Here is a 21,890-nt window from a genome sequence, read left to right as displayed (position 1 = left end):
CTCCTCGTACGAAGATGTCCCCATGTCAGACACCCACTCCGGCAGCCAGCTGCCCCGCCAGGTCGCGGACGCGTACGTCGACGACCTCATCGCTCTCGACCCGATCACCGGCACGTACCTCGGTGTTGCGGAGAGCTCCTCGAAGCTCCCCGACTTCTCCCCGGAGGGCCGCGAGGCCGTGGCCCTGCTGGCCCGGACCACCCTGGACAAGCTGACCGCCGCCGAGCAGCTGCCCGGCGCGGACAGCGACGCCGAGCGCCGGTGCGCCCGCCTGCTGCGCGAGCGGCTCACCGCCGAACTGGCCGTGCACGAGGCGGACGAGGACCTGCGGGCCGTCAGCAACATCCACTCCCCCGCGCACTCGGTCCGCGAGGTGTTCACCCTCACGCCCGCCGAGACCGACGAGGACTGGGCCGCCCTCACCGAGCGGCTGCGGGCCGTCCCCGCTGCGCTGGAGGGGTACCGCGCCTGCCTCGAACTCGGCCTGAAGCGCGAGCTGTACGGCGCGCCGCGCCCGACCGCCACCTTCGTCGGCCAGCTGGCCACGTGGGCGGGCGAGGACGAGGAGCCGGCGTTCTTCGAGGAGTTCGCCGCCGCGGGTCCCGAGGCCCTGCGCGCCGAGCTCGACACGGCGGCCGCGGGCGCGACCGCCGCGCTCAAAGTGCTGCGCGACTGGATGCGCGACGTGTACGCCCCCGCCGTCGAGGGCCGCCCGGAGACCGTGGGCCGCGAGCGCTACGCCCGCTGGTCGCGCTACTTCAACGGCACCGACCTGGACCTGGACGAGGCGTACGCGTACGGCTGGTCCGAGTACCACCGGCTGCTCGCCGAGATGAAGACCGAGGCCGGCCGGATCCTGCCGGGAGCGGGCCCCTGGGAGGCGCTGCGCCACCTCGACGAGCACGGCACCCACATCGAGGGCGTCGACGAGGTCCAGGCGTGGCTGCAGGGCCTGATGGACGAGGCCATCGAGGCGCTCGACGGCACCCACTTCGAACTCGCCGAGCGGGTCCGCAAGGTGGAGTCCCGGATCGCTCCGCCCGGCGGTGCGGCGGCGCCGTACTACACCTCCCCCTCGGAGGACTTCTCCCGTCCGGGCCGCACCTGGCTGCCGACCATGGGCCAGACCCGCTTCCCGGTCTACGACCTGGTCTCGACCTGGTACCACGAGGGCGTGCCGGGCCACCACCTCCAGCTCGCGCAGTGGACGCACGTGGCCGACCAGCTGTCCCGCTACCAGGCCACGGTGGGCATCGTCAGCGCGAACGCCGAGGGCTGGGCGCTGTACGCGGAGCGCCTGATGGACGAGCTGGGCTTCCTGAAGGACGCCGAGCAGCGGCTCGGCTACCTGGACTGCCAGATGATGCGCGCCTGCCGGGTCATCGTCGACATCGGCATGCACCTGGGCCTGGAGATCCCGGCGGACTCGCCGTTCCACCCGGGCGAGCACTGGACGCCGGAGCTGGCGCAGGAGTTCTTCGGTCTGCACAGCGGCCGTCCCGCGGACTTCGTGGAGAGCGAGCTGACGCGCTACCTGTCCATGCCGGGCCAGGCGATCGGCTACAAGCTCGGCGAGCGCGCCTGGCTGCTGGGCCGCGACAACGCCCGTGCGGCGCACGGCGAGTCCTTCGATGCGAAGGCCTGGCACATGGCCGCGCTGTCGCAGGGCTCGCTGGGCCTGGACGACCTGGTGGACGAGCTCTCGAAGCTCTGATCCGCGAGCGACTGACCCGCTGCCGGTGACGTGCGTACGGGCCGCCTGCTTCCCCGGGGGGAGCGGGCGGCCCGTACGCCGTCCGGCCGGTGTCAGCAGCCGCAGTCGTCGGAGTCGGTGGGCGCGGTCAGCGGGTCGGCCTCGGCGCGCTGCTGCGAGCCCTGCCAGGTCTCGACCTCGAAGCCCTCGCGGATCCAGTACTCGATGCCGCCGAGCATCTCCTTGACCTGGTAGCCCAGTTCGGCGAGGGCCAGGGCGGCGCGGGTGCCGCCGTTGCAGCCGGGGCCCCAGCAGTACGTCACCACGGGGACGTCCTTGTCGAGGAGCCGCTCCGCCTGTTCGGGGATGAGCGCCGTGGGCAGGTGGACCGCGCCGGGCACGTGGGCCTGGTCCCAGGAGGGGGTCGAGCGGGAGTCCACCAGGACGAAGCCGAGCTCGGCGCCCTGCTCGCGGTGGGCCTTGAAGGCTCCGGCGACATCCGAGACGTCCGCGTGGAAGGCCAGGCTCGCCGCGAAGTAGGCGGCGGCCGCGGCCGGGGCGGCCGGGGGGACCCGGAGTACGGGGTTGGTCGTCGTGGCGGTGGACTGCGTCTGCGGCTGAGTCGTCGTCATGGCCAGAAATCTACGGGCCATGATCACGACGAGGAAGCAGGATTCCCCGGCGTATCACTTGTTGAACCGGGGATTCCCCTGCTATTCCTGCCAGATGACCACGTATACCCCCGACGCCACGGACTGGCGCATCCTCGAGGTCCTCCAGGAGAACGGCCGGGCCGGCTTCGCCGAGCTCGCACGCGCCGTCTCCATGTCCGCGAGCGCCGTCACCGAGCGGGTCCGGCGGCTGGAGGAAGCCGGTGTGATCACCGGGTACACGGCCGTGGTCGACCCCGAGAAGCTCGGCAAGACCATCCTGGCGCTCGTGCGGCTGCGCTACCCGCACGGCAACTACAAGCCCTTCCACGACTTCCTCGACGTCACGACCGAGATCCTGGAGGCGCACCACGTCACCGGCGACGACTGCTTCGTGCTGAAGGTCGCCGCCCGCTCGATGGCGCACCTGGAGGAGATCACCGGCCGGATCGCCGGGCTGGGCTCGGTCACCACGAGCATCGTGTACTCCTCGCCCCTGCCGAGGCGGCCCCTCAGCCCGTGAGCCGGGGCCCGGGCCGGGCCGCGGCTCAGCCCGTGACCGCGGCCGGGCCACCACGCTGGCGCACCACCGATCCCCCGCGCTGCTTCACGATCTCCAGCTGGGCCTGGACCCGGGTGCGCAGGTCCGCGACGTGGCTGACGATGCCGACGCTGCGGTCGCGCTCGCGCAGCGAGTCCAGGACGTCCAGGACCTCGTCGAGGGCCTGGTCGTCCAGGCTGCCGAAGCCCTCGTCGATGAAGAGGGTGTCGAGCCGCATGCCACCCGCCTCGTCGGTGACCACGTCGGCCAGCCCGAGGGCGAGGGCGAGCGAGGCGAAGAACGTCTCGCCGCCGGAGAGGGTCGCGGTGTCGCGGGCCCGGCCCGTCCAGGCGTCGAGGACGTGCAGCCCGAGCCCGGAACGTCCCCGGCCGCCGGCGCGTTCGTCGGAGTGGACGAGGGTGTAGCGGCCGCCGGACATGCGCAGCAGCCGGACGGTGGCCGCCGCGGCGACCTGCTCCAGCCGGGCGGCGAGCACGTACGCCTCCAGCCGCATGCGGCGTTCGTTGTCGGCGGAGGTGCCCGCGGTGAGGGCGGCGAGCCGGGCCACCCGGTCGTACTTCTCCCGCAGCGGGCCCAGGGAGCGCAGCTCCGTGTCGGCCTGCCGGGAGAGCCGGTCGAGCTCCGCGCAGCGCACCCGGGCCGCGTCGGCGGCGGAGCCTGCGGTGCGCAGCCGGGCGGCGGCGCGGGCCGCCGCGGCTTCGGCGTCCCCGGGCCGGGCGGGCGGAAGGGCTGCGGCCGCCGCCGTCTCGGTCTCCCGGCGGCGCTCGGCGAGGGCGGCCTCCTCCGCCTGCCAGACGTCGGTCCGCCGCTGGTGCAAGCTGCGTTCCCGGTCGGACAGCACGGCGGCGGCCGCGGCGTCGGTGGTGTCGAAACCGGCCTTGAACGCCGCGTCGGCGAGCCGGTCGTCGGCCCCCTTGAGCCGCTGGGCGGCGGAGTCCGCCTGCCGGGCCGCGGCGCCCGCCTCGGCGACCAGGCGGATCCGGGTCCCCAGGGTGCGGGCGCGGTCGGCGACGCTGGCCGAGTCCGCCCGGACCAGGGCGAGTTCCTCCTCCAGCGCGCGCTGCTCCTTCTCCAGGGCCTCGCGGTGCGAGTGCCGGGCGGCGGAGCGCTGTTCGGCCTCGCGGCGGCTCTCGAGCCGGGCGTGGTGTTCGCGTTCGGCGCGGGCGAGGGCCTCCCGGGCGGGGTGCAGGGAAGCGGCGGCGGCGTGCGCGGCGCCGTGCTCCCGGGTCAGCTGCCCGGTCAGAGCGAGCAGTTCGGCCGTGGTGGCCTCGCCCGCGGCGGCGGACGCCTCGGTGCAGGCTTCGCGTACGGCGGCGAGGCGGCGCTCGGTCTCGGCGCGCCGCTCGTCTGCTTGTTCGTAGCGGGCGCGCGCGGTGTCCTCGGCGGCCTTGTCGACGTGCCCGGGGGCGGGGCGGGCAGGGTCCGGGTGGTCCGCGGACCCGCACACCGCGCAGGGCTGCCCGGCGGCAAGGGCGGCTGCCAGCTCGGCGGCGATCCCGCGCAGCCGGGCCTCCTTGAGCTCCAGCCAGCGTTCGCGCGCCGCGCCGGCCTCTTCCCGTACGGACAGCAGCGCCGCATCTGCGTCCGCGGCTTCCGCGGCGAGGGCGTCGCGGCGGTGGGCCGCGGCCAGCTGGAGCCGTGCGGGCTCGAGCCGGCCGGCGAGCTGTTCGGCGCGGGTGGCGGCCTGCTGGGCCTGCTCGACCCGGTCCTGGAGGCGGCCGCGGGCGGTCTCCCAGCCCGCCAGCCAGGCGGCGGTCTCGTGGAGCAGTTCCTCGGCGGCGCGCGCCTCCCGGTCGAGGGCGGACCGCTCGCGGGTGATCTCTGCGCTGCGCCGCTCGGCACGCTCGGCCGCGCCGAGGGCGCCGAGCTCCTCGCTCAGCCGCTGTTCCAGGGAGGTGAGCTGTTCGGCGCCGGCTTCGGCCAGCTGCGCGGGGAGCAGGGAGCGGCAGCGGGCGTCGGCGTCGACGGCGGCCCGGTGGGCGGCCGCGGCGGACAGCCGCAGGTCGAGGGCGGGGGTGACCCGGTCGGCGCGGCGGGCCCGGTCCAGCAGGTGCTGGACGCGGTCGCGTTCGGGCGCCTCGGCCGCGAGGGCCTCGGCGCGGCGCAGGGTCTCGGCGTGGCGGTGCTGGAGCCGGTCGAGTTCGCGGGCCTCCTCGAGGGCCCGCCGGGCCCGGTCGTGCCGCTGCTCGGCGGCGGCGAGCGCGCAGGCGGCGATGTCGAGGCGCTCGCGGGCGTCCGAGCGGGCCACGGCGGCCCAGGCCCGTACCTCCTCGGCGAGGCCGGGGTCGCCCGGGGAGAGCGGGGGCAGCGGGCGGCCGCGCAGGCCGGGGCTGTCCCCGGCCGCCTGGGCGAGGCGCTGTGCGGTGGCGAGCACCCGCTCGTCGCCCGCGCGGACCTTCTCCTCGGCGGCCCGGCGCCGGTCGGCGAGGAGCTTTTCGACGGCGGCGAAGCGGCGGGTGTCGAAGAGGCGGCCGAGGAGCTTGCCGCGGTCCTCGGCGTCGGCACGCAGGAAGCGCGCGAAGTCGCCCTGCGGGAGGAGGACGACCTGGCAGAACTGCTCGCGGCTCATGCCGAGGAGCTGTTCGACCTCCGCCCCGACCTCCTGGTGGGACTTGCCGAGCGCCTTCCAGCCGTCGGCTGCGGTGTGCTCGCGCAGCAGGCTCTGCGCCTTGTCCTTGGTGGTCCCGCTGCCGCGCTTCTTGGCGCGGAGCTGCTCGGGGCGCCGGGTCAGCTCGAGGCGGCGGCCGCCGACGGTCAGTTCGAGGGTGACCTCGGTGGCGGTGCCGGCGTCCGCGTGGTCGCTGCGCAGGGTCGTGCCCGGGCCCTGCCGGGTGCCGGGCACCGAGCCGTACAGGGCGTAGCAGACGGCGTCGAGCACCGAGGTCTTGCCGGCGCCGGTGGGCCCGTGCAGGAGGAAGATCCCGGCGGCGGAGAGGGCGTCGAAGTCGATCTCCTGGGTGCCGGCGAAGGGCCCGAACGCCGTGACGGTCAGCCGATGCAGCCTCATCGGTCCGTCTCCCGCAGCGTGTCGTCGGTGCGTACGTCGTCGAAGGCCTGGCGCAGCACGGTGCGCTCGTCCGGGTCGGGCGCACTGCCGCCGCGGACGTGGGCGACGAAGTCCTCGGCGATCTCCTGGTCGCTGCGGCCCTTGAGGCGCTCGGCGTAGGAGGCGGTCGGCCCCTCGTCCGCGCCTTCGGGTTCGAAGGCGAGGCTGAGCACGTGCGGGAAGCGCCCGGCGAGGCGGGCCATCGGCTCGGCGGGGCGCGCCGGGTCGGTGAGGGTGGCCTCGACCCAGGCGTCCTCGTGCACGGCCAGCCGGGGGTCGGCGAGCAGGTCGTCGAGGCGGCCGCGGATCCGGGCGAGCGGGCGCGGCACGGGGGTGTCGAGCCGCTCGGCGGTGAGCTCGCCGGCCGGTCCGAGTTCGACGAGCCACATCGTCTTGCGGTGGTCGGCCTCGGAGAAGGAGTAGGCGAGGGGGGAGCCGGAGTAGCGGACCCGCTCGCTGATGACCTGGCAGCCGTGCAGGTGGCCGAGGGCGGCGTAGTCCACCCCGTCGAAGACGCTCGCGGGGACGGCGGCGACCCCGCCCACGGTGATGTCGCGCTCGCTGTCGCTGCCCTGGCCGCCGGTGACGAAGGCGTGCGCGAGGACCACGGACCGGGTGCCGGGCGCGCGGCCCGCCAGGTCGGCGCGGATGCGGTCCATGGCGGCGCCGAGCACGTCCTCGTGTCCGGCCCGCTCGGCCCCCAACTCGTCCTTGACCAGGGCGGGTTCGAGGTACGGGAGGCCGTACAGGGCCACGGCTCCGTGGGCGTCGGCAAGGACGACGGGGTCGGCGCAGCCGGCCGGATCGGTCCTGAGGTGGATCCCGGCGCGGTCGATGAGGCCCGCGGCGACGCCGAGGCGGCGCGCGGAGTCGTGGTTGCCGGAGATCATCACGGTGGGCACGCCGAGCGCGGCGAGGCGGTGCAGGGCCCGGTCGAAGAGCTCGACCGCGGCGAGCGGGGGCACGGCCCGGTCGTACACGTCTCCGGCGACGAGCACCGCGTCCACGTCGTGGGTCTGCACGGTCTCGACGAGGTGGTCGATGTACGCGGCCTGGGCGTCGAGCAGGCCGACCCGGTGGAAGGACCGGCCGAGGTGCCAGTCGGAGGTGTGCAGAAACTTCACTCGACCCGCTCCGACCCTCCGCCTGCGCCCTGTGCCACCCCCTAAGCCTGCCAGACCCCGGGGGCCGCTCGTATGCTCGGCCGCATGTCCGTACTCATCCGCACGGCCGGCGCCACGGGGCGCATCACGCTCGACCGCCCGAGAGCCCTCAACGCACTCACCCACGAGATGGTGCGGCTCGTCGACGCGGCGCTCGACGCCTGGGAAGGCGATCCCGCCGTGACCGCCGTCGTGCTGGACGGGGCGGGCGAACGGGGACTCTGCGCAGGCGGGGACATCCGCGCGATCCGCGAGTCCGCCCTCGGCGACGGCTCCGCGGCGCTGGCCTTCTGGCGCGACGAGTACCGACTCAACGCGCGGATCGCCCGCTTCGGCAAGCCGTGGGTGGCGCTCATGGACGGCATCGTGATGGGCGGCGGGGTCGGCCTCTCGGCGCACGGCGGAGTGCGCATCGTCACAGAGCGCTCGCGGGTCGCCATGCCGGAGGTGGGGATCGGCTTCGTGCCCGACGTCGGCGGGACGTACCTGCTGAGCCGGGCGCCCGGCGAGCTGGGCACGCACCTCGCGCTGACCGCGGACGCCATGGGGGCGGGGGACGCCCTGCTGTGCGGATTCGCCGACCACCACGTGGCCGCCGCCCGCCTGCCGGAGCTGACGGCGGCGCTCGCGGAAGGCGGCGACCCGGAGCGGACGGTACGCGCGTTCGCCGCGCCCGCTCCGGAAGCGCAGCTCGCCGCCCACCGCGGCTGGATCGACCACTGCTACGCCGCGGACACGGTCGAGGAGATCGTCGAGCGCCTGTCCTCGTCCGGCGGGACGGCGGCCAAGGAGGCCGCGGAGCGGATCCTCGGCCACTCGCCCACCGCCGTGAAGGTCACGCTCGCCTCGCTGCGCCGGGCCCGCGCCCTGGCGACCCTCGAGGAGGTGCTCGCCCAGGAGTGGCGGGTGTCCACGGCCGCGCTGGCCGGACCCGACCTGCCCGAGGGCGTGCGCGCCCAGGTCGTCGACAAGGACCGCTCGCCGCGCTGGTCGCCCGGCTCCCTGGCGGAAGTGTCCGACGCGGCCGTCGAGTCCCACTTCGCCCCGGCCGGCCCGCTCTTCCCCACGGCCCCGGCGGGGCCGGCCGTTTCGGGTTCGTGACGCCGGCACGAAGGTCTCGTGGCCGAACTCCCCTGGCGCCCCGGCACACTTGTCGGCCGTTCGGCCGGCTGGCTAGCGTCGCCGCATGCCTCTTGCCCGATCCGCCCTGCTGTCCGTCGCCTCCGCCGCGCTGCTGGCCCTGACCGCCGCCGGCCCGGCCGCCGCACTGCCCGCCGCACTGCCCGCCGCACCGGCCGGCGCATCCCCGTCGGGTGCGCCGGCCGGGTCGGTCGTACTGGACTGGTACGACACGACCGCGCGGACCGTGGCCGCCGCGGGGGCGCCCACCCAGATCACGAACAGCCGCACCTGGGCGATCGGCTGGATCGCCGCCGCGCGCGCCGCCCGCGAGGCGCCGGCCGGCCCGGGTCGCCGGGCCTTCCAGGACGCCGCGGTCGCGTCCGCCGTGCACCACGCGCTGGTGGCCCTGGCGCCCTCCCGGACCGCCGACCTCGACGCGGCGCTGGCGAGCACGCTGGCCGGGGTGCCGGACGGCCGGGCCGAGGCCTCCGGGGTCGCGGCCGGGGCACGCCAGGCCCGCGCCGTGCTCGCCGACCGCGCCGGCGACGGGCTGGACCCGCAGTCCGTGAACGCGCCCTTCGCGGTCCCGCCGGCGGCGCCGGGTGTGTGGCAGCCCACTCCCGACGCGTACGCGCCGGCCGTGCAGTACGGCAACCGCCTCGCGAAGCCGTTCCTGCTCTCCCGCCCGGACCAGTTCCGGCCGGGGCCGCCGCCGGCCCTCGACTCCCGCCGCTACCGCGCCGACCTCGCCGAGGTGCGCGCGTACGGGGCCGCCGACAGCGCGGTCCGCACGCCGCGGCAGACCGAGACCGCCCAGTTCTGGTTCGGGTCTTCGCTGACGCTCTACACCGAGCCGCTGCGGGTGGCCCTGGAGCGCTCTCCGGGGCGCACCGCCGAACGGGCCGCGCTGGTGGCGCTCTTCCACGCCGCTCTGGTGGACACCCAGATCGCCACGTCCGACGGCAAGTACGCCTACCTGCGCTGGCGGCCGGTGACGGCGATCCGGACCGGCGCCATCGGCACCGACCCCGGCTGGACCCCGCTGCACCCGACCCCGGCGCACCCGGACTACCCGAGCGGGCACAACACGTACGCCGGCGCCGCCGAGGCCGTCCTGGAGGCACTGGCGGGGCCGCGGACGGCCCCCTTCTCGGTGACCAGCCCGACCGCGCCGGGCGTGCGCCGGACGTACACCGCCTGGTCCGGGCTGACCCGGGACAACGTGGAAGCCCGGATCCTGTCCGGCATCCACACCCGGTCCGCGGAGGAGGCGGGCGTGGCGCTCGGCAAGGCCGTCGGCCGGCACGCGCTGGCCTCGGCGGACCGGCTGCTGCGCGCCCGGTAGCCGCCGCGGGCGTCAGGGGCGGGGCGTCGGGCGTGCGGAGCGGGGGCGTGCGGAGGCCGGCGGCGGCTCAGGCGTCGCCGTACGCCTCGCCGCCCAGTTCGAACCCGGCGGTGCCCGCCGTGGTGTCGGCCAGCCAGGCCCGGAAGGCCTCGACGTCGCTCTCGGGGAGGCCGATCTCGATCGAGACGGCCTCGCCGTACCGCACGTCCAGGACCGCGCGGCCGGTCGAGCGCAGGTCGTTCTGCATCTTCCCGGCCCGCTGGTGGTCGACCGTGACGACGGCCAGCCGGTAGCGGTGGCGGGTGACGGTGCCGAGGGCGTCGAGGGCCTCGCCGACCACTCCGCCGTACGCCCGGATCAGTCCTCCGGCGCCCAGCTTGACGCCGCCGTAGTAGCGGGTGACCACGGCGACCGCGTAGCGGACCTCGCGGCGCATCAGCATCTGGAGCATCGGGACCCCGGCGGTGCCGCCGGGCTCGCCGTCGTCGCTGGCCTTCTGGACCGAGGCGTCGGCGCCGACGACGTACGCGAAGCAGTTGTGCGTGGCGGTCGGGTGCTCCTTGCGGATGCGGGCGACGAAGTCCTGGGCCTCCTGCTCGGTCGCCGCCGGGGCGAGCGAGCAGATGAAGCGGGAGCGGTTGATCTCGGACTCGTGCACGCCCTCGCGGGCCACCGTCACGTACTGGTCTGCCTTCACCCGTCCACCCTACGGGGAATCACCACGGGCACCCGCGCCGTTGATCCTCGTGTGCGCCGGCACCCGGCCGGGCGCAGGGACCGACCCTGGAGGCGGCACGTGTACGGCGATCCGGCAACCATCCGCAAGATCCTCACGGAGCTGGGCGACACCTGGGCCGTGGTCGGGCTGTCCGCCAACGAGGACCGGGCCGCGTACGGCGTGGCGCGGGTGCTCCAGCGCTTCGGCAAGCGGATCGTCCCCGTGCACCCGAAGGCGGAGACCGTCCACGGCGAGAAGGGGTACGCCACGCTGGCGGAGGTCCCGTTCAAGATCGACGTGGTCGACGTGTTCGTGAACAGCCGGCTGGCCGGTCCGGTGGCCGACGAGGCGGCGGCCGCCGGCGCCGAGGCCGTCTGGTTCCAGCTGGGCGTCGTCGACGAGGACGCCTTCCGGCGCACCCGGGCGGCCGGCCTGCACATGGTCATGGACCGCTGCCCGGCCATCGAGATCCCGGCGCTGGGTTAGGGGGTGCGGCCGGCGTGTGACGGCCGCATGGACGGATGACGACAACTCCCCTGACATTCTGGAGAGTTGACTGCAAAGCGCTCCCCCCGCGGGCGACTGCGCCGGTACGTTGACCGGATCGTGCAGGGATAAGTCCCGAGGGGGGACCTTGTTCTCACAGCAGCTCAGACGCGCCGGCCTGCTCGCGACCGCCACCGTGCTCGCGCTCTCCGCCACCGTGCTGACCGGGGGGAGCGCCGCCGCCGGGCCGCCCGGCCGGGCCCCCGCTCCGGCGCCCGTTCCGGCTCCGGTCTCCGGCGGCGCGCCGGCCGGTCTCGCCGGGCCACTGGCCGACGACGCCCGGCAGCAGCCGCCCGCGTCGCGCGTCACGGCCCGCATCGCCCGGCCGCACACCGTCGGCGGCACCGCGGCCGCGGCGGCCCGCGCCAAGCCCCGGCTCGACCTCGACCACGACGGGTACAGCGAGATCCTCGAGCAGGTCTACCGGCACGACAACGTCGTGTACCTGTCCTCGTCGGGCTACGACTACTCCTGGTACGCCATCGACGCGGCCGACCGCAACGAGGTCTTCGCCGACATCATCCCGACCGGCGACCTCGGCTCCGAGGCGCTGACCGACCTCGCGACGCTCTCCTCGGACGGGCGGCTCACGGTCTACACCGCCCTCCTCGACCGCACCACCAAGCCCCGCTGGACCGGGCGCGGCTGGCAGGTCTACAACCGCGTGCTGGGCGCCGGGGACCTGACCAAGGACGGCCGGCCCGACCTGCTGGCCCGTACGCACGGCGGCGACCTGTACCTCTACAAGGGCACCGGGAAGATCGAGGGCGGCCCCTTCGCCCCCCGCGTCAGGATCGGCGGCGGCTGGCAGGTCTACGACCAGCTCGTCGCCGCCAACGACGTCGACGGGGACACCATCGGCGACGTCGTGGCCCGCACCGTCGACGGCGTGCTCTGGTTCTACAAGGGCACCGGCTCGGCCACCGCGCCGTTCCGCCCCCGCGTCAGGATCGGCGCCGGCTGGAACGCGTACAACATGATCATCGGTGCGGACGACCTGAACAACGACGGCCGCAGCGACCTGCTCGCGCGCAAGTGGAACGGCGACCTGATGTACCACCTGTCCACCGGCGGCGGGAAGTTCTCCTCCCCCGCCCGGTTCGGTACGGGCTGGTACTACTCGCAGTTCCTCGTCGGCGCCGGGACCACCCACCTGTACGGCCGGGCCCAGCACATCGGGGTGACCTCCGACTGGCACTGGTCCAAGTACCTCAACCTCTACAACAGCGACCTCGAGGAAGAGGACCTGGGCACCACCGAGCCCCAGCCCCCGGGCATCCGCTACTACTACGCCGCCGCCCTGCACCGCAGCGACCACGCGGGCTTCGTGGAGGTCCTGGGCAAGAAGCTCACCATCAACAGCCGCGTCGCCAGCACCAACTGGGCGTACAACCACACGGTGGGCGTGGGCGACCTGACCGGCGACGGACTGGGCGACCTGCTGGCCCGCGACGGCGCGGGAGCACTCTGGCTGTTCCCCGGCAACGGCGCCTTCCAGACCGCGCTGGGCGCCCGGGTGAAGGTGGGCACCGGCTGGGGCGGGTACAACGCCCTGATCGGCGCGGGCGACTACAGCGGCGACGGGCGGCCCGACCTGGTCGGCCGCGACGGCGCGGGCAACGTCTACCTCTTCCGCGGCACCGGGAGGGCCACCGCCCCGTTCGCGGCCCGCACGCTGGTGGCCACCGGCTGGGGCGGCTACAACAAGCTCATCGCCCCCGGCGACCTCAACGGCGACAGCAAGGGCGACCTGCTCGCCCGGGACGCCGCGGGCAACCTGTTCCGCCTGAGCTCCACCGGCCGCGCGGGGACGGCCACCTTCGCCTCGCCGGTCAAGGTCGCGACCGGCTGGAACAAGTTCCGGGTGCTCTTCTGACCCGTCGCCGCACGCCGACCCTCCCGGCCGCAGAAGCCGGAGGGGATGCCCGTCCGGGCTTCTGCGGCCGGGACCGCTTAGCGTCCGGGAGGCGCCGCGGCGCGCTCGGCCTCCTCGAGGGCGACGAGCTGTTCCGGAGTGACGTGGTCCGGGATCGGTACGGGCGCAGGCGTGCGCAGCGGCGGCTGCCAGCCGTTCTCGGCGTCCCAGCGCCGCACGATCCGGGCCGGGGCCCCGGCCACCACCGCGTGGTCGGGGACCTCGCCGCGCACCACGGCGCCCGCGGCGACGACGACGTTGCGACCCAGCCGCGCGCCGGGCAGGATCACCGCGCCGGTGCCCAGCCAGCAGCCGGGGCCGATCTCCACGGGCGCGCTGCGCGGCCACTGCCGGCCGACGGGCTGGTGCGGATCGTCGTAGCTGTGGTTCGTGGAGGTGATGTAGACCCCGGGGCCGCAGAAGGTGTCGGAGCCGATGGTCACCCGGGTGTCGGCGATCACGTGGCTGCCGCGGCCCAGGACGACCCCGTCGCCGAGCACCAGCACCGGGTCCCGGCCGAGGTCGAGGTCGGGCATCATCCCGGCGGTCAGGGTGACCTGCTCGCCGATGATGCAGTGGCTGCCCAGGTGGATCCAGCGCTCGCCGAACACCGTGCCCTGCGGGAAGGCCAGCCGGGTGCCTGCGCCGATGGCGCCGAACCGCAGCCGCCCGGGCGCCTGAGCGGTGACGGCGCCGGCCTGCTGCATCCAGCGCCAGCCCGCGTGGACGGCCCGGGAGGCGGCCCGGCGCCGCCAGGCGGCCAGCGATGAGAACGTGTTCTGGTTCTTCGGCACCCGGCCACGGTAGTGCTCCGGGCCTGCGCCGTCCGGCCCGGCAGCCTGTGATCTTCACCCCATCGGCCACCGGTCGCGGCCGGTGGCCTACCGTGCTGGTGGCGCGGTACCGGAACCAAGGGAGAGATCATGACCAGTCAGGCCGAGCGGGCCCTCGTCGCGGGCGTCGGCGGGAAGTCCCCGCAGGTGGACCCGGAGGCGTTCGCCGCGCCCACGTCCGTCGTGGTGGGCGACGTCACCCTCGCGGCGGGCACGAGCGTCTGGTACTCCGCGGTGCTGCGCGCCGACTGCGGTCCCATCACGCTCGGTGCCGACAGCAACGTGCAGGACAACTGCACCGTCCACGTGGACCCGGGCTTCCCCGTCACCATCGGCGAGCGCGTCTCCATCGGCCACAACGCCGTCGTGCACGGCTGCACGGTCGAGGACGACTGCCTGATCGGCATGGGGGCGACCGTGCTCAACGGCGCCGTGATCGGAGCCGGTTCCCTGGTCGCCGCGCAGGCGCTCGTACCGCAGGGCATGCAGGTCCCGCCCGGCTCCCTGGTCGCGGGGGTCCCGGCGAAGGTGCGCCGGGAGCTGACCGAGGAGGAGCGCGCGGGCATCCGCCTCAACGCCTCGATGTACCTGGAGCTGGCGAAGCAGCACCGGGCTGCGGTGACCCCCGGCGCGTGACCGGGGGCCGGGCGGCCGCCGGTCAGTCGGTGGCCGCCGCCGGCACGCGCTGCGCGTCCGCGGAAGCCTCTCCAGGGACCTCTGCCGGGACGCCTGCCGGGATGCCCGCGGGGGATTCCGCCGGAGCGGGCGCGGCCGCCTCGGCGGCCGTCCCGGCGGCCTCGGCCTCGGCCGCCGCCTTCTTCGCCCGGCTCTTGAGGACCAGCATGGAGCCGACGCCGATCAGCACGGCCAGCACCAGGCCCAGCCAGGAGAAGCGCTTGAGCCAGGCCTCGGCGACCACGCCGACGTAGTAGATGACGGCGGTCGTGCCGCCCGCCCACAGGATGCCGCCGAAGACGTTGGCGACGAGGAACTTCCAGTACGGCATGTGCAGGACGCCGGCGAGCGGGCCCGCGAAGATCCGCAGCAGGGCCACGAAGCGGCCGAAGAAGACCGCCCACATGCCCCACTTCTCGAAGGAGCGCTCGGCCATCGCGATGTTCGACTCGCTGAAGTGCTTGGGGAAGCGCCTGCCGAGCCGGGCCAGCAGCGGCCGGCCGCCCTTGCGCCCGATCGCGTAGCCGATCGAGTCGCCGATGATCGCACCCGCGGTGGCGCAGACTCCGAGGATCACCGGGTCGATGTCGCCGTGCTGGGAGGCCAGCAGCGCCGAGCTGACGAGGATGATCTCGCCCGGCAGCGGAATGCCCAGGCTCTCCAGCCCGATCACCACGCCGACCAGGATGTAGATGCTGACCGCCGGGACGGTCTCGAGCCATTCCTGGATGTGCACTGGTGCGTCCTCCCGCGTCCCGTGCGCCCCCTGCGGCGCACGGCGGGCAGCCTACCCGTTCCGGGCCCGCGGTCAGTTCCCGCCCGGGGCCCTCACCACGGCCTTCGCCTGCAGCGGGAGGTCCCTCGAGGACCTGCCCACCCACACGGTCCGCGCTCCGGTGCCGAGCACCCAGCCGTGCCGCGCGGGGTCCCAGGAGGACAGCGTGCGGGCGTCGACGTCGACGGTGACCCGCTGGGCCTCGCCCGCGGCCAGCCGGAGCCGCCGGTACCCGGCGAGGGCCCGGACGGGCTGGTCGAGACTCAGGTCCGGCGACGGGCCGACGTACACCTGCGCCACCTCGGTACCGGCCCGCTTCCCGGTGTTCCGCACGGTGAACTGCACGCGCAGGCCGCCCTCGCCGGGCCGCACCGACGGCTTCTCGTAGCGGAAGGACGTGTACGAGAGGCCGTGCCCGAACGGGAACAGCGGGGCCACGCGCTCCTTGTCGTACCAGCGGTGCCCGACGTGCACGCCTTCGGTGTACTCCTGGCGCCCGCCGACGCCCGGGTAGCGCAGCGGGTCGCCCGCAACGGGGTGGACGTTCTCGGCGGCCGGGAAGGTCTGGGTGAGCCGCCCGCCCGGGTCGGCGTCGCCGAAGAGCACGGCGGCCGTCGCGGCCGCGCCCTCCTGGCCGGGGTAGTACATCTGGAGGACGGCGCCGGTCCTCTCCAGCCAGGGCATGGTGGTGCTCGACGAGGTGTTGAGGACGACCGTGGTGCGGGGGTTGGCCGCGGTGACGGCCTCGACGAGCTGCTGCTGCCCGCCGGGCAGGGCGAGCGTGGTGCGGTCGCGGCCCTCGGTGGCGTCCTCGTACGCGAAGAGCACGACACTGTGGGCCGCGCGGGCGGCGCGCACCGCCCGGTCCAGGTCCGCGGCCCGGGTGGCGCCGCTGGTGTGCTGCAGCCGGAAGCGCTGCCCGGACGGTCCGCCCGCAGCGGTGACCGAGAGCCGGTGCGCCCCCGCGGTCAGCTTCACGGTGGCGCGGCGCACGGTCATCCCGTCGGGTGCGGTGCCCAGCAGCCCGCCGGCGAAGTACTCGGCCACACCCGCGCGTACGGGGAAGAGCTCGCGGCCGTCGAGCAGGACGGCGGGCCGCTTGCCGGTGTAGTGGACGATCAGGGTCCACTCGTCCTCGGCGGGGAGCGTGAGGGTGCCCGTCCAGTTCCAGGTGCCGCCGGCGGCGACCGTGCGGTCTTCGAGACCGACGGCCGGGGCGAGGGCCCGCGCGGGCAGCGGCATCCCGTACAGGTCCTCGCCGGGCGCGTGGTCCACCCGGGCGCCCTTCCCGGCCCGGGCCCGGATCGCGGCGAGCGGGCTGTCGGCCCGGTCGGGGACCACGTGGGCGCTGCCGCCCCCGCTGACGAAGGGCACCGCGCCGGTGGGGCCGACGACGGCGAGCGAACGGGCCGCGGGCCCGGCCAGCGGGAGCGTGCGGCGCTCGTTGCGCAGCAGCACCGCCCCGGCCAGGGCGGCCTTGCGGGCGGTGGCGGCTCCGGCGGCGGGGTCGCGGGCGGGCCGCGGGGGCGCCGTGCCGTCGAGGAGCCCGAAGCGGTCGAGCGTGCCGAGGATCCGGCGGACCGCGCGGTCGACGGAGGCCACGGGGACCGTGCCGCCGGTGACGGCCTTGCGGAGGGCGTCGCCGTAGTGGCGGCCGCCGGGCATCTCCATGTCGAGGCCCGCGCCGATCGCGGCGGCGGTGCTGTGCGTGGCGTCCCAGTCGGACACGACCCAGCCGGCGAAGCCCCAGCGTGCGCGCAGCAGGTCTTCCAGCAGGGGCTTGTTCTCGCACGCGTAGGTGCCGTTGACCTTGTTGTACGCGCCCATCACCGAGCCGGCCCCGGCGGCCACGGCGGCTTCGAAGCCGCGCAGCTCCGTCTCGTGCAGGGTCTGCTCGCCCGCGACGACGTCGACGGTGGTGCGGCCTTCTTCCTGGTTGTTGAGGGCGTAGTGCTTGACGGTGGCGATCAGGCCCTCCTCCTGGATCCCGCGGATCACCTCGGCGACCAGGTCCGCGGTGAGCTTGGGGTCCTCGGAGAAGGTCTCGAAGTTCCGTCCGGCGTACGGGGTGCGGATGAGGTTCACCATGGGCGACAGGAGGACGTCCTGCCCGAGCGCCCGGCCTTCGCGGCCGATCACCCGGCCGTACTCGCGGGCGAGTTCGGGGTCGAAGGCGGACGCGAGCAGCACGGGCGCGGGGAGCGCGGTGGCCGGGCGGGCCACGCGCACGCCGGCGGGTCCGTCCGCGAGCCGCAGGGCGGGGATGGACAGGCGGGGTACGCCCGGGACGTATCCGGCCTGGCCGAGGGCGGCGGGGTCGCGGTCGCCGTGCAGCAGGCGGATCTTCTCGTCGAGGGTGAGGCGTTCGACCAGCGCCTCGACGCGTGCCTCGCTGCCGGGGCGGGCGGCCTGGCGGGCCGCGGGCGGGTCGGCGGGGGTGGGCCGGGCTCCGGTGCGCGGGCCGGCCCCGGCCTGCTGGGGAGCGCAGCCGGGCGTTCCCGCGACGACGGTGGCGGCACCGAGCAGGCGGATGGCGGTACGCCGGGACAGGGCCCCGGCGACCGGCCGGCCCCCGCTCTCCCCCCGGTCCCCGCCCGTCGGCCGGTCCTCGCCCGTCGGCCCGTACGCGCTCGTCGGCCGGTCCCCCGGCCGGCGGTCCTCGGTCATCGGCGGTCACTCCTCGGAGGGCGGCACCCGGCGCGCGCGTCCCGTGCGGGACGGCTTCGCGGCCACTGTGTGCCAGGCTTCCCCCGGATCCCCGCCGGACTCCCCGCCCGCCTCCGGGATTCCCCCGGCTGCGCCAACGCCGCACGCCCGCCAGGACACCCCGGACGGCGGGGGTGCCCGGACGGGCGTGCGGGTGAGTACCGGTGGTGGGCAGCTGCCCCGAAGGCCCCTGCCGGTCCGTGCCGGAACGGTCAGGCGTTGGGGCGCAGGGTCCAGACGACCGTCATCTCGCCGGTGACGGCCTCGTCCTCGCGCTGGATGCTGATCGAGACGGGGAACTCGGGGCGGCCGCCCGCGTCCAGCTCCGCGACGACCTCGGCGGCCGGGCGGCCGAGGGTGGCGGTCGCGGTGACGACGCCCTTGGCGAGCTTCTTGTAGCCGATCTCGGCCTTGACGGCGAGCGGCACGGCGCGCGAGAGCTGGTCGCCGAAGGCGGCGAGGACGATGGCGCCGCTCGCGGACTCGGCGAGGGTGAACATCGCGCCGGCGTGCGGGCCGCCGACGTGGTTGTGGTACGCGGCCTGGTCCGGCAGCCGCACGACGGCGCGCTCCGGGGTGGTCTCCAGGAACTCCAGGTTCAGGGTGCGGGCCATCGGCACCGTGGCGGCGAGCAGTTCGCCCACGTTCATCTGATCAGCGCTCATGGAGCATGATGTTACCCGCGAGTAGCCCGGCTTGGCCAGACCTGGCCGGGGGCGGCCGTGGCACCGCCGCCCGGTCCCCTTTATCGTTACTGGCCATGTGGCCAGAACAGCAGCCGCCCGGGGGCGAGCAGAACACGCAGAACGGGCAGCCGAACCCGTACCAGCAGCCAGGTGGTGAGCCGAACCCGTACCAGCAGCCGGCTCCGCCCCAGCCCGGTGGCTACGGCTACCCCCAGCAACCCCCGCCGCAGGGGGGAGGCTACGGCTACCCCCAGCAGCCCCCGGCGCCCCCCGGCGCCTACGGCTACGCCCAGCAGCCCGTCCCCGACGGCCAGTTCGGCTACCCGCAGCCGCCGACCGTCGAGTCCTGGGGGTACGAGCAGCCGCCCGCACCCCCCAAGCGCCGCAACACCACCACCCTCATCGCGATCGGCGCGGTCGTCGCCGTCGTCGCGGCCGGCTCGGTCACGGCGGGAATCGTCCTGAACAAGGACGACGGCAAGGGCGACCAGGCCGACTCCAAGCCGAGCGCCCCGGCGTCCAGCAGCGCCCCCGCCTCGCCGACCGCCAACCCGCGGGCCGGCGGCGACACCCCGCCCCAGATCCCGGGCTGGAAGGTCGTGGTCAACCCCAAGTACGGGGTGGCCTTCGACGTTCCGCCGGAGTGGAAGGTGGACGGCCCCACCGTCTCGCGGGGCTTCAGCGACGCCAAGAAGGCCGACGGCATGCCCGTCGTCAGCATGTCGGGCACGGCGACCTGGAAGGAGGAGTGGTGCACGGTCGACACCAACAAGGACGGCTACACGGAGAAGACGAGCCTGACCGACGCCGGCACCAAGGGCGGCCAGGGCGCCAAGAACACCGCCGAGGCAGCGCGTAACGAGGCCGGCAACTGGGTCTGGGCCGCCTATGCCCAGCAGGAGCCCAAGGGCACGGTGAAGGTCTCCAAGGCCAAGCCGTACACCACCACGTCCGGCCTCACCGGCCACGTCGCGACGGCCAACGCCAACGGCGTGAAGAAGAAGAACAAGTGCTCCACGGACGGCAAGGGGCTGGCCTTCAGCTTCAAGACCGCCAAGGGCGACTTCGCGAGCTTCGTGCTGTTCGGTCCCAACAACGTCAAGGAAGAGATCGCCCCGGCGGTCTACAAGAAGATCCTGAGCTCGGTGCGCCTGACCGCACAGTGATCGCGGGCCGCTCCCGCCCCGGCCGTAAATCCCATTTGGATTCCCGGCCGGGGGCAGGGATAGTCCCGGGGTGAGCTCTCGTACCGCCCTCCGCCGCCCTGCCTGGGCGGGACGCAACTACACCCTGCTGACGGCCGCCGCGGTCGTGACCAACCTGGGCAGCCACGGCGCCCTGATCGCGGCGGCCTTCGCCGTGCTCGACGCGGGCGGGTCGGGCGGGGACGTGGGCATGGTCGCCGCGGCCCGCACCCTTCCCCTGGTCCTGTTCCTGCTGATCGGCGGCGCGCTCGCCGACCGGCTGCCCCGGCACCGGGTGATGGTCGCGGCCAACGCCCTCAACTGCGTCTCCCAGGGCGTCTTCGCGGTCCTCGTCCTCGCCGGCGACCCGCAGCTGTGGCAGATGATGCTGCTCACCGCCCTGTGCGGCACCGGCCAGGCCTTCTTCAACCCCGCCGCCGAGGGCATGCTGCTCTCGAGCGTCTCGGGGGACCAGGCCAACCGCGCCTTCGCCCTGTTCCGGATGGCCATGAACGGCGCGGGCATCGGCGGAGCCGCCCTCGGCGGCGCCATGATCGCGGCGCTCGGGCCCGGCTGGGTGCTCGCCGTGGACGCCGCCGCCTTCGCCCTCGCGGGCGCCCTGCGGGCGTTCCTCGACGTCAGCCACATTCCCGAGCGCGCCCCCGGCGGCGGCATGCTGTCCGACCTGCGCGAGGGCTGGCAGGAGTTCGTCACCCGGCCCTGGCTGTGGGGCATCGTGCTCCAGTTCTCCGTCGTGGTCGCGGTCGTGGGAGCGGCGGAGTCCGTGTACGGGCCGCTGGTCGCCCGGGACCAGCTCGGCGGCCCCGCCCCCTGGGGACTGGCGCTCGGCGCCTTCGGCGCGGGCACCCTCGCCGGCGCGCTGCTGATGATGCGGTGGAAGCCGCACCGGCTGCTGCTGTTCGCCACCTTCTGCGTGTTCCCGCTGGCCCTGCCGTCGGCGGCGCTCGCGGTGCCGCTGCCGACCTGGGGGCTGTGCGCGGTCATGTTCGTCAGCGGCGTGGCGATCGAGGGCTTCGGCGTCTGCTGGATGACGACCATGCACCAGGAGATCCCCGAGGAGAAGTTCTCCCGCGTCTCCGCCTACGACTGGTTCGGCTCGGTGTCGATGCTGCCGCTCGCCACGGCGCTGGCGGGCCCCGCGGAGTCGCTGTTCGGGCGTACCACCGCGCTGTGGGGCTGCTCGGCGCTGGTCGTCCTGGCGACGGCGGCCGTGCTGGCCGTCCCCGACGTACGCCGGATGACCCGGCGGCCCACGGGTCCCAGGGCCGGGGCCGTGGCGGGCTCGGCGGCCGGGCCGGCAGCCCCTGCCCTGTCTGCGACGCCTGCAACGACGGGGCCGGGGGCGTCAGCCGAGGCTGAACGCCCCGTCGGGCGGCTGGGGTGACGGCACGGCGTCCGCGTCCCCCACGGGCCGCGCGGCGCCGGTGAAGCGGGCCAGCGCCGCCCCGTGCTCGACCCGCGCCGGGAAGGGGTCGGCGGCGCACCGCCGAGCCAGCGGCCCGGGGTCGAACTCCGTGTGCGAGGCGAGCAGGACGGCGTTGCCGAACCGCCGCCCGCGCAGCACGGACGGCTCCGCGACCAGGGCGAGCCAGGGGAAGGCTGCGGCGAAGTTCGCCAGCTGCGAGCGGAGGAACGCGAAGGGCGCGCCGTCGGCGAGGTTCGCGGCGTAGAGCCCGCCGGGCCGCACGACACGGGCCGCCGTCCGCGCGTACTCGGCGGAGGTCAGCTGTGCGGGCACCCGGGAGCCGCCGAACACGTCCCCGATCAGGACGTCGGCGCTGTGGTCGGGGGCCGCTTCCAGCCAGGCCCGGGCATCGGCGGAGTGGACCGCGATGCCGGCGTCCGCGGGCAGCGGCAGCTGCTCGGCGACGAGCTCCAGCAGCTCCCGGTCGGCGTCGACCACCTGCTGGCGGGAGCCGGGCCGGGTGGCGGCCGCGTAACGCGCCAGCGTGCCGGCGCCGGCGCCGAGGTGGACGAGGTCCAGCGGCACCGCCGGTTCGGCCGCGCAGTCCAGTACGTGGCCCAGCCGCCGGACGTACTCGAACTCGAGGTGCCCGGGGTCGTCGAGGTCCACGTACGACTGGGGTGCGCCGTCGACCGTCAGCAGCCAGGCCCGCGGCCGGTCGATGTCGGGCATGAGCTTGGCGGTCCCGCCGCCCACGTCCCGCATCACGGGCTTCGCTTCGTCCACGGGTCCATTGTCGCCGCTGTGCAGCGGCCCGGGAGCCGCGGGCGGGCCGGCGGGGCGGG

18 protein-coding genes are annotated in these 21,890 nt (G+C 75.1%); 9 read left to right on the top strand and 9 right to left on the bottom strand.

Annotated elements, in window-relative coordinates; all coding sequences use genetic code 11:
* Positions 1–22: 22 nt before the first annotated feature.
* The gene (locus ACZ7H1_RS29955; protein ID WP_470790924.1) at positions 23–1,714 is read left to right on the top strand and encodes a DUF885 domain-containing protein; all 1,692 of its coding nucleotides are present in this window, start codon (positions 23–25) and stop codon (positions 1,712–1,714) included.
* Positions 1,715–1,806: 92 nt separating this feature from the next.
* Here the strand turns inward: ACZ7H1_RS29955 and ACZ7H1_RS29950 are convergent, their stop codons facing one another.
* Entirely contained in the window at positions 1,807–2,325 is a 519-nt protein-coding gene (locus tag ACZ7H1_RS29950) for a rhodanese-like domain-containing protein (RefSeq protein WP_470790923.1), read from the bottom strand.
* Between the two features lie 94 nt (positions 2,326–2,419).
* Between ACZ7H1_RS29950 and ACZ7H1_RS29945 the strand changes: the two genes are divergently transcribed.
* On the top strand, positions 2,420–2,866 hold the full coding sequence (locus tag ACZ7H1_RS29945) for an Lrp/AsnC family transcriptional regulator (protein WP_470790922.1): 447 nt from the start codon (positions 2,420–2,422) through the stop codon (positions 2,864–2,866).
* Between the two features lie 25 nt (positions 2,867–2,891).
* Here the strand turns inward: ACZ7H1_RS29945 and ACZ7H1_RS29940 are convergent, their stop codons facing one another.
* Entirely contained in the window at positions 2,892–5,912 is a 3,021-nt protein-coding gene (locus ACZ7H1_RS29940) for an AAA family ATPase (RefSeq protein WP_470790921.1), read from the bottom strand.
* Positions 5,909–7,075, bottom strand: a complete 1,167-nt coding sequence (locus ACZ7H1_RS29935; RefSeq protein ID WP_470790920.1) for an exonuclease SbcCD subunit D — start codon at positions 7,073–7,075, stop codon at positions 5,909–5,911. The genes ACZ7H1_RS29940 and ACZ7H1_RS29935 overlap by 4 nt, the downstream gene beginning before the upstream one ends.
* A gap of 84 nt (positions 7,076–7,159) precedes the next feature.
* On the opposite strand from ACZ7H1_RS29935, the gene ACZ7H1_RS29930 reads away from it, so the two are divergent.
* Together ACZ7H1_RS29930 and ACZ7H1_RS29925 are read left to right on the top strand one after the other, a co-directional pair.
* The gene (locus tag ACZ7H1_RS29930; protein ID WP_470790919.1) at positions 7,160–8,215 is read left to right on the top strand and encodes an enoyl-CoA hydratase/isomerase family protein; all 1,056 of its coding nucleotides are present in this window, start codon (positions 7,160–7,162) and stop codon (positions 8,213–8,215) included.
* A gap of 85 nt (positions 8,216–8,300) precedes the next feature.
* Positions 8,301–9,581 carry a vanadium-dependent haloperoxidase gene (locus tag ACZ7H1_RS29925; RefSeq protein WP_470790918.1) on the top strand — a complete coding sequence of 427 codons (1,281 nt, stop codon included), beginning with the start codon at positions 8,301–8,303 and terminating at the stop codon, positions 9,579–9,581.
* 67 nt (positions 9,582–9,648) lie between these two features.
* Here the strand turns inward: ACZ7H1_RS29925 and ACZ7H1_RS29920 are convergent, their stop codons facing one another.
* On the bottom strand, positions 9,649–10,278 hold the full coding sequence (locus ACZ7H1_RS29920) for a YigZ family protein (RefSeq protein ID WP_470790917.1): 630 nt from the start codon (positions 10,276–10,278) through the stop codon (positions 9,649–9,651).
* A gap of 99 nt (positions 10,279–10,377) precedes the next feature.
* Here ACZ7H1_RS29920 and ACZ7H1_RS29915 point away from each other — a divergent pair, with 99 nt between their 5' ends.
* Both ACZ7H1_RS29915 and ACZ7H1_RS29910 read left to right on the top strand, forming a co-directional pair.
* A complete protein-coding gene (locus ACZ7H1_RS29915) occupies positions 10,378–10,785 on the top strand; it encodes a CoA-binding protein (protein ID WP_470790916.1) in 408 nt (135 codons plus the stop codon).
* A 148-nt stretch (positions 10,786–10,933) separates the two neighbouring features.
* The gene (locus ACZ7H1_RS29910; protein ID WP_470790915.1) at positions 10,934–12,721 is read left to right on the top strand and encodes an FG-GAP repeat domain-containing protein; all 1,788 of its coding nucleotides are present in this window, start codon (positions 10,934–10,936) and stop codon (positions 12,719–12,721) included.
* Between the two features lie 77 nt (positions 12,722–12,798).
* Here the strand turns inward: ACZ7H1_RS29910 and ACZ7H1_RS29905 are convergent, their stop codons facing one another.
* A complete protein-coding gene (locus tag ACZ7H1_RS29905; protein ID WP_470790914.1) occupies positions 12,799–13,554 on the bottom strand; it encodes an acyltransferase in 756 nt (251 codons plus the stop codon).
* 129 nt (positions 13,555–13,683) lie between these two features.
* On the opposite strand from ACZ7H1_RS29905, the gene ACZ7H1_RS29900 reads away from it, so the two are divergent.
* Positions 13,684–14,229 (top strand): gamma carbonic anhydrase family protein, encoded by a 546-nt coding sequence (locus tag ACZ7H1_RS29900; protein ID WP_470790913.1) that lies wholly within the window; start codon positions 13,684–13,686, stop codon positions 14,227–14,229.
* Between the two features lie 22 nt (positions 14,230–14,251).
* Here the strand turns inward: ACZ7H1_RS29900 and ACZ7H1_RS29895 are convergent, their stop codons facing one another.
* The 3 genes from ACZ7H1_RS29895 to ACZ7H1_RS29885 all read right to left on the bottom strand — a co-directional run bounded on the left by ACZ7H1_RS29895 (position 14,252) and on the right by ACZ7H1_RS29885 (position 18,399).
* Entirely contained in the window at positions 14,252–15,004 is a 753-nt protein-coding gene (locus tag ACZ7H1_RS29895; RefSeq protein WP_470790912.1) for a DedA family protein, read from the bottom strand.
* 72 nt (positions 15,005–15,076) lie between these two features.
* Positions 15,077–17,710, bottom strand: a complete 2,634-nt coding sequence (locus ACZ7H1_RS29890; protein WP_470790911.1) for a beta-glucosidase — start codon at positions 17,708–17,710, stop codon at positions 15,077–15,079.
* Positions 17,711–17,961: 251 nt separating this feature from the next.
* Positions 17,962–18,399: a DUF4442 domain-containing protein gene (locus ACZ7H1_RS29885; RefSeq protein ID WP_470790961.1), complete on the bottom strand. Its 438-nt coding sequence runs from the start codon at positions 18,397–18,399 to the stop codon at positions 17,962–17,964.
* Positions 18,400–18,509: 110 nt separating this feature from the next.
* Here ACZ7H1_RS29885 and ACZ7H1_RS29880 point away from each other — a divergent pair, with 110 nt between their 5' ends.
* On the top strand, positions 18,510–19,601 hold the full coding sequence (locus ACZ7H1_RS29880) for a DUF8017 domain-containing protein (RefSeq protein WP_470790910.1): 1,092 nt from the start codon (positions 18,510–18,512) through the stop codon (positions 19,599–19,601).
* 70 nt (positions 19,602–19,671) lie between these two features.
* Positions 19,672–21,024, top strand: a complete 1,353-nt coding sequence (locus ACZ7H1_RS29875) for an MFS transporter (RefSeq protein WP_470790909.1) — start codon at positions 19,672–19,674, stop codon at positions 21,022–21,024.
* On the opposite strand, the gene ACZ7H1_RS29870 is transcribed toward ACZ7H1_RS29875, so the two are convergent.
* A complete protein-coding gene (locus ACZ7H1_RS29870) occupies positions 20,986–21,831 on the bottom strand; it encodes a spermidine synthase (protein WP_470790908.1) in 846 nt (281 codons plus the stop codon). The two genes, ACZ7H1_RS29875 and ACZ7H1_RS29870, sit on opposite strands and share 39 nt — an antisense overlap.
* Positions 21,832–21,890 lie beyond the last annotated feature (59 nt).

This window comes from Streptomyces sp. NPDC037401 (assembly GCF_055602345.1).
The sequence above is the reverse complement of the archived record's forward strand: the minus strand, read 5'-3'. Positions and strand labels throughout refer to the sequence as shown.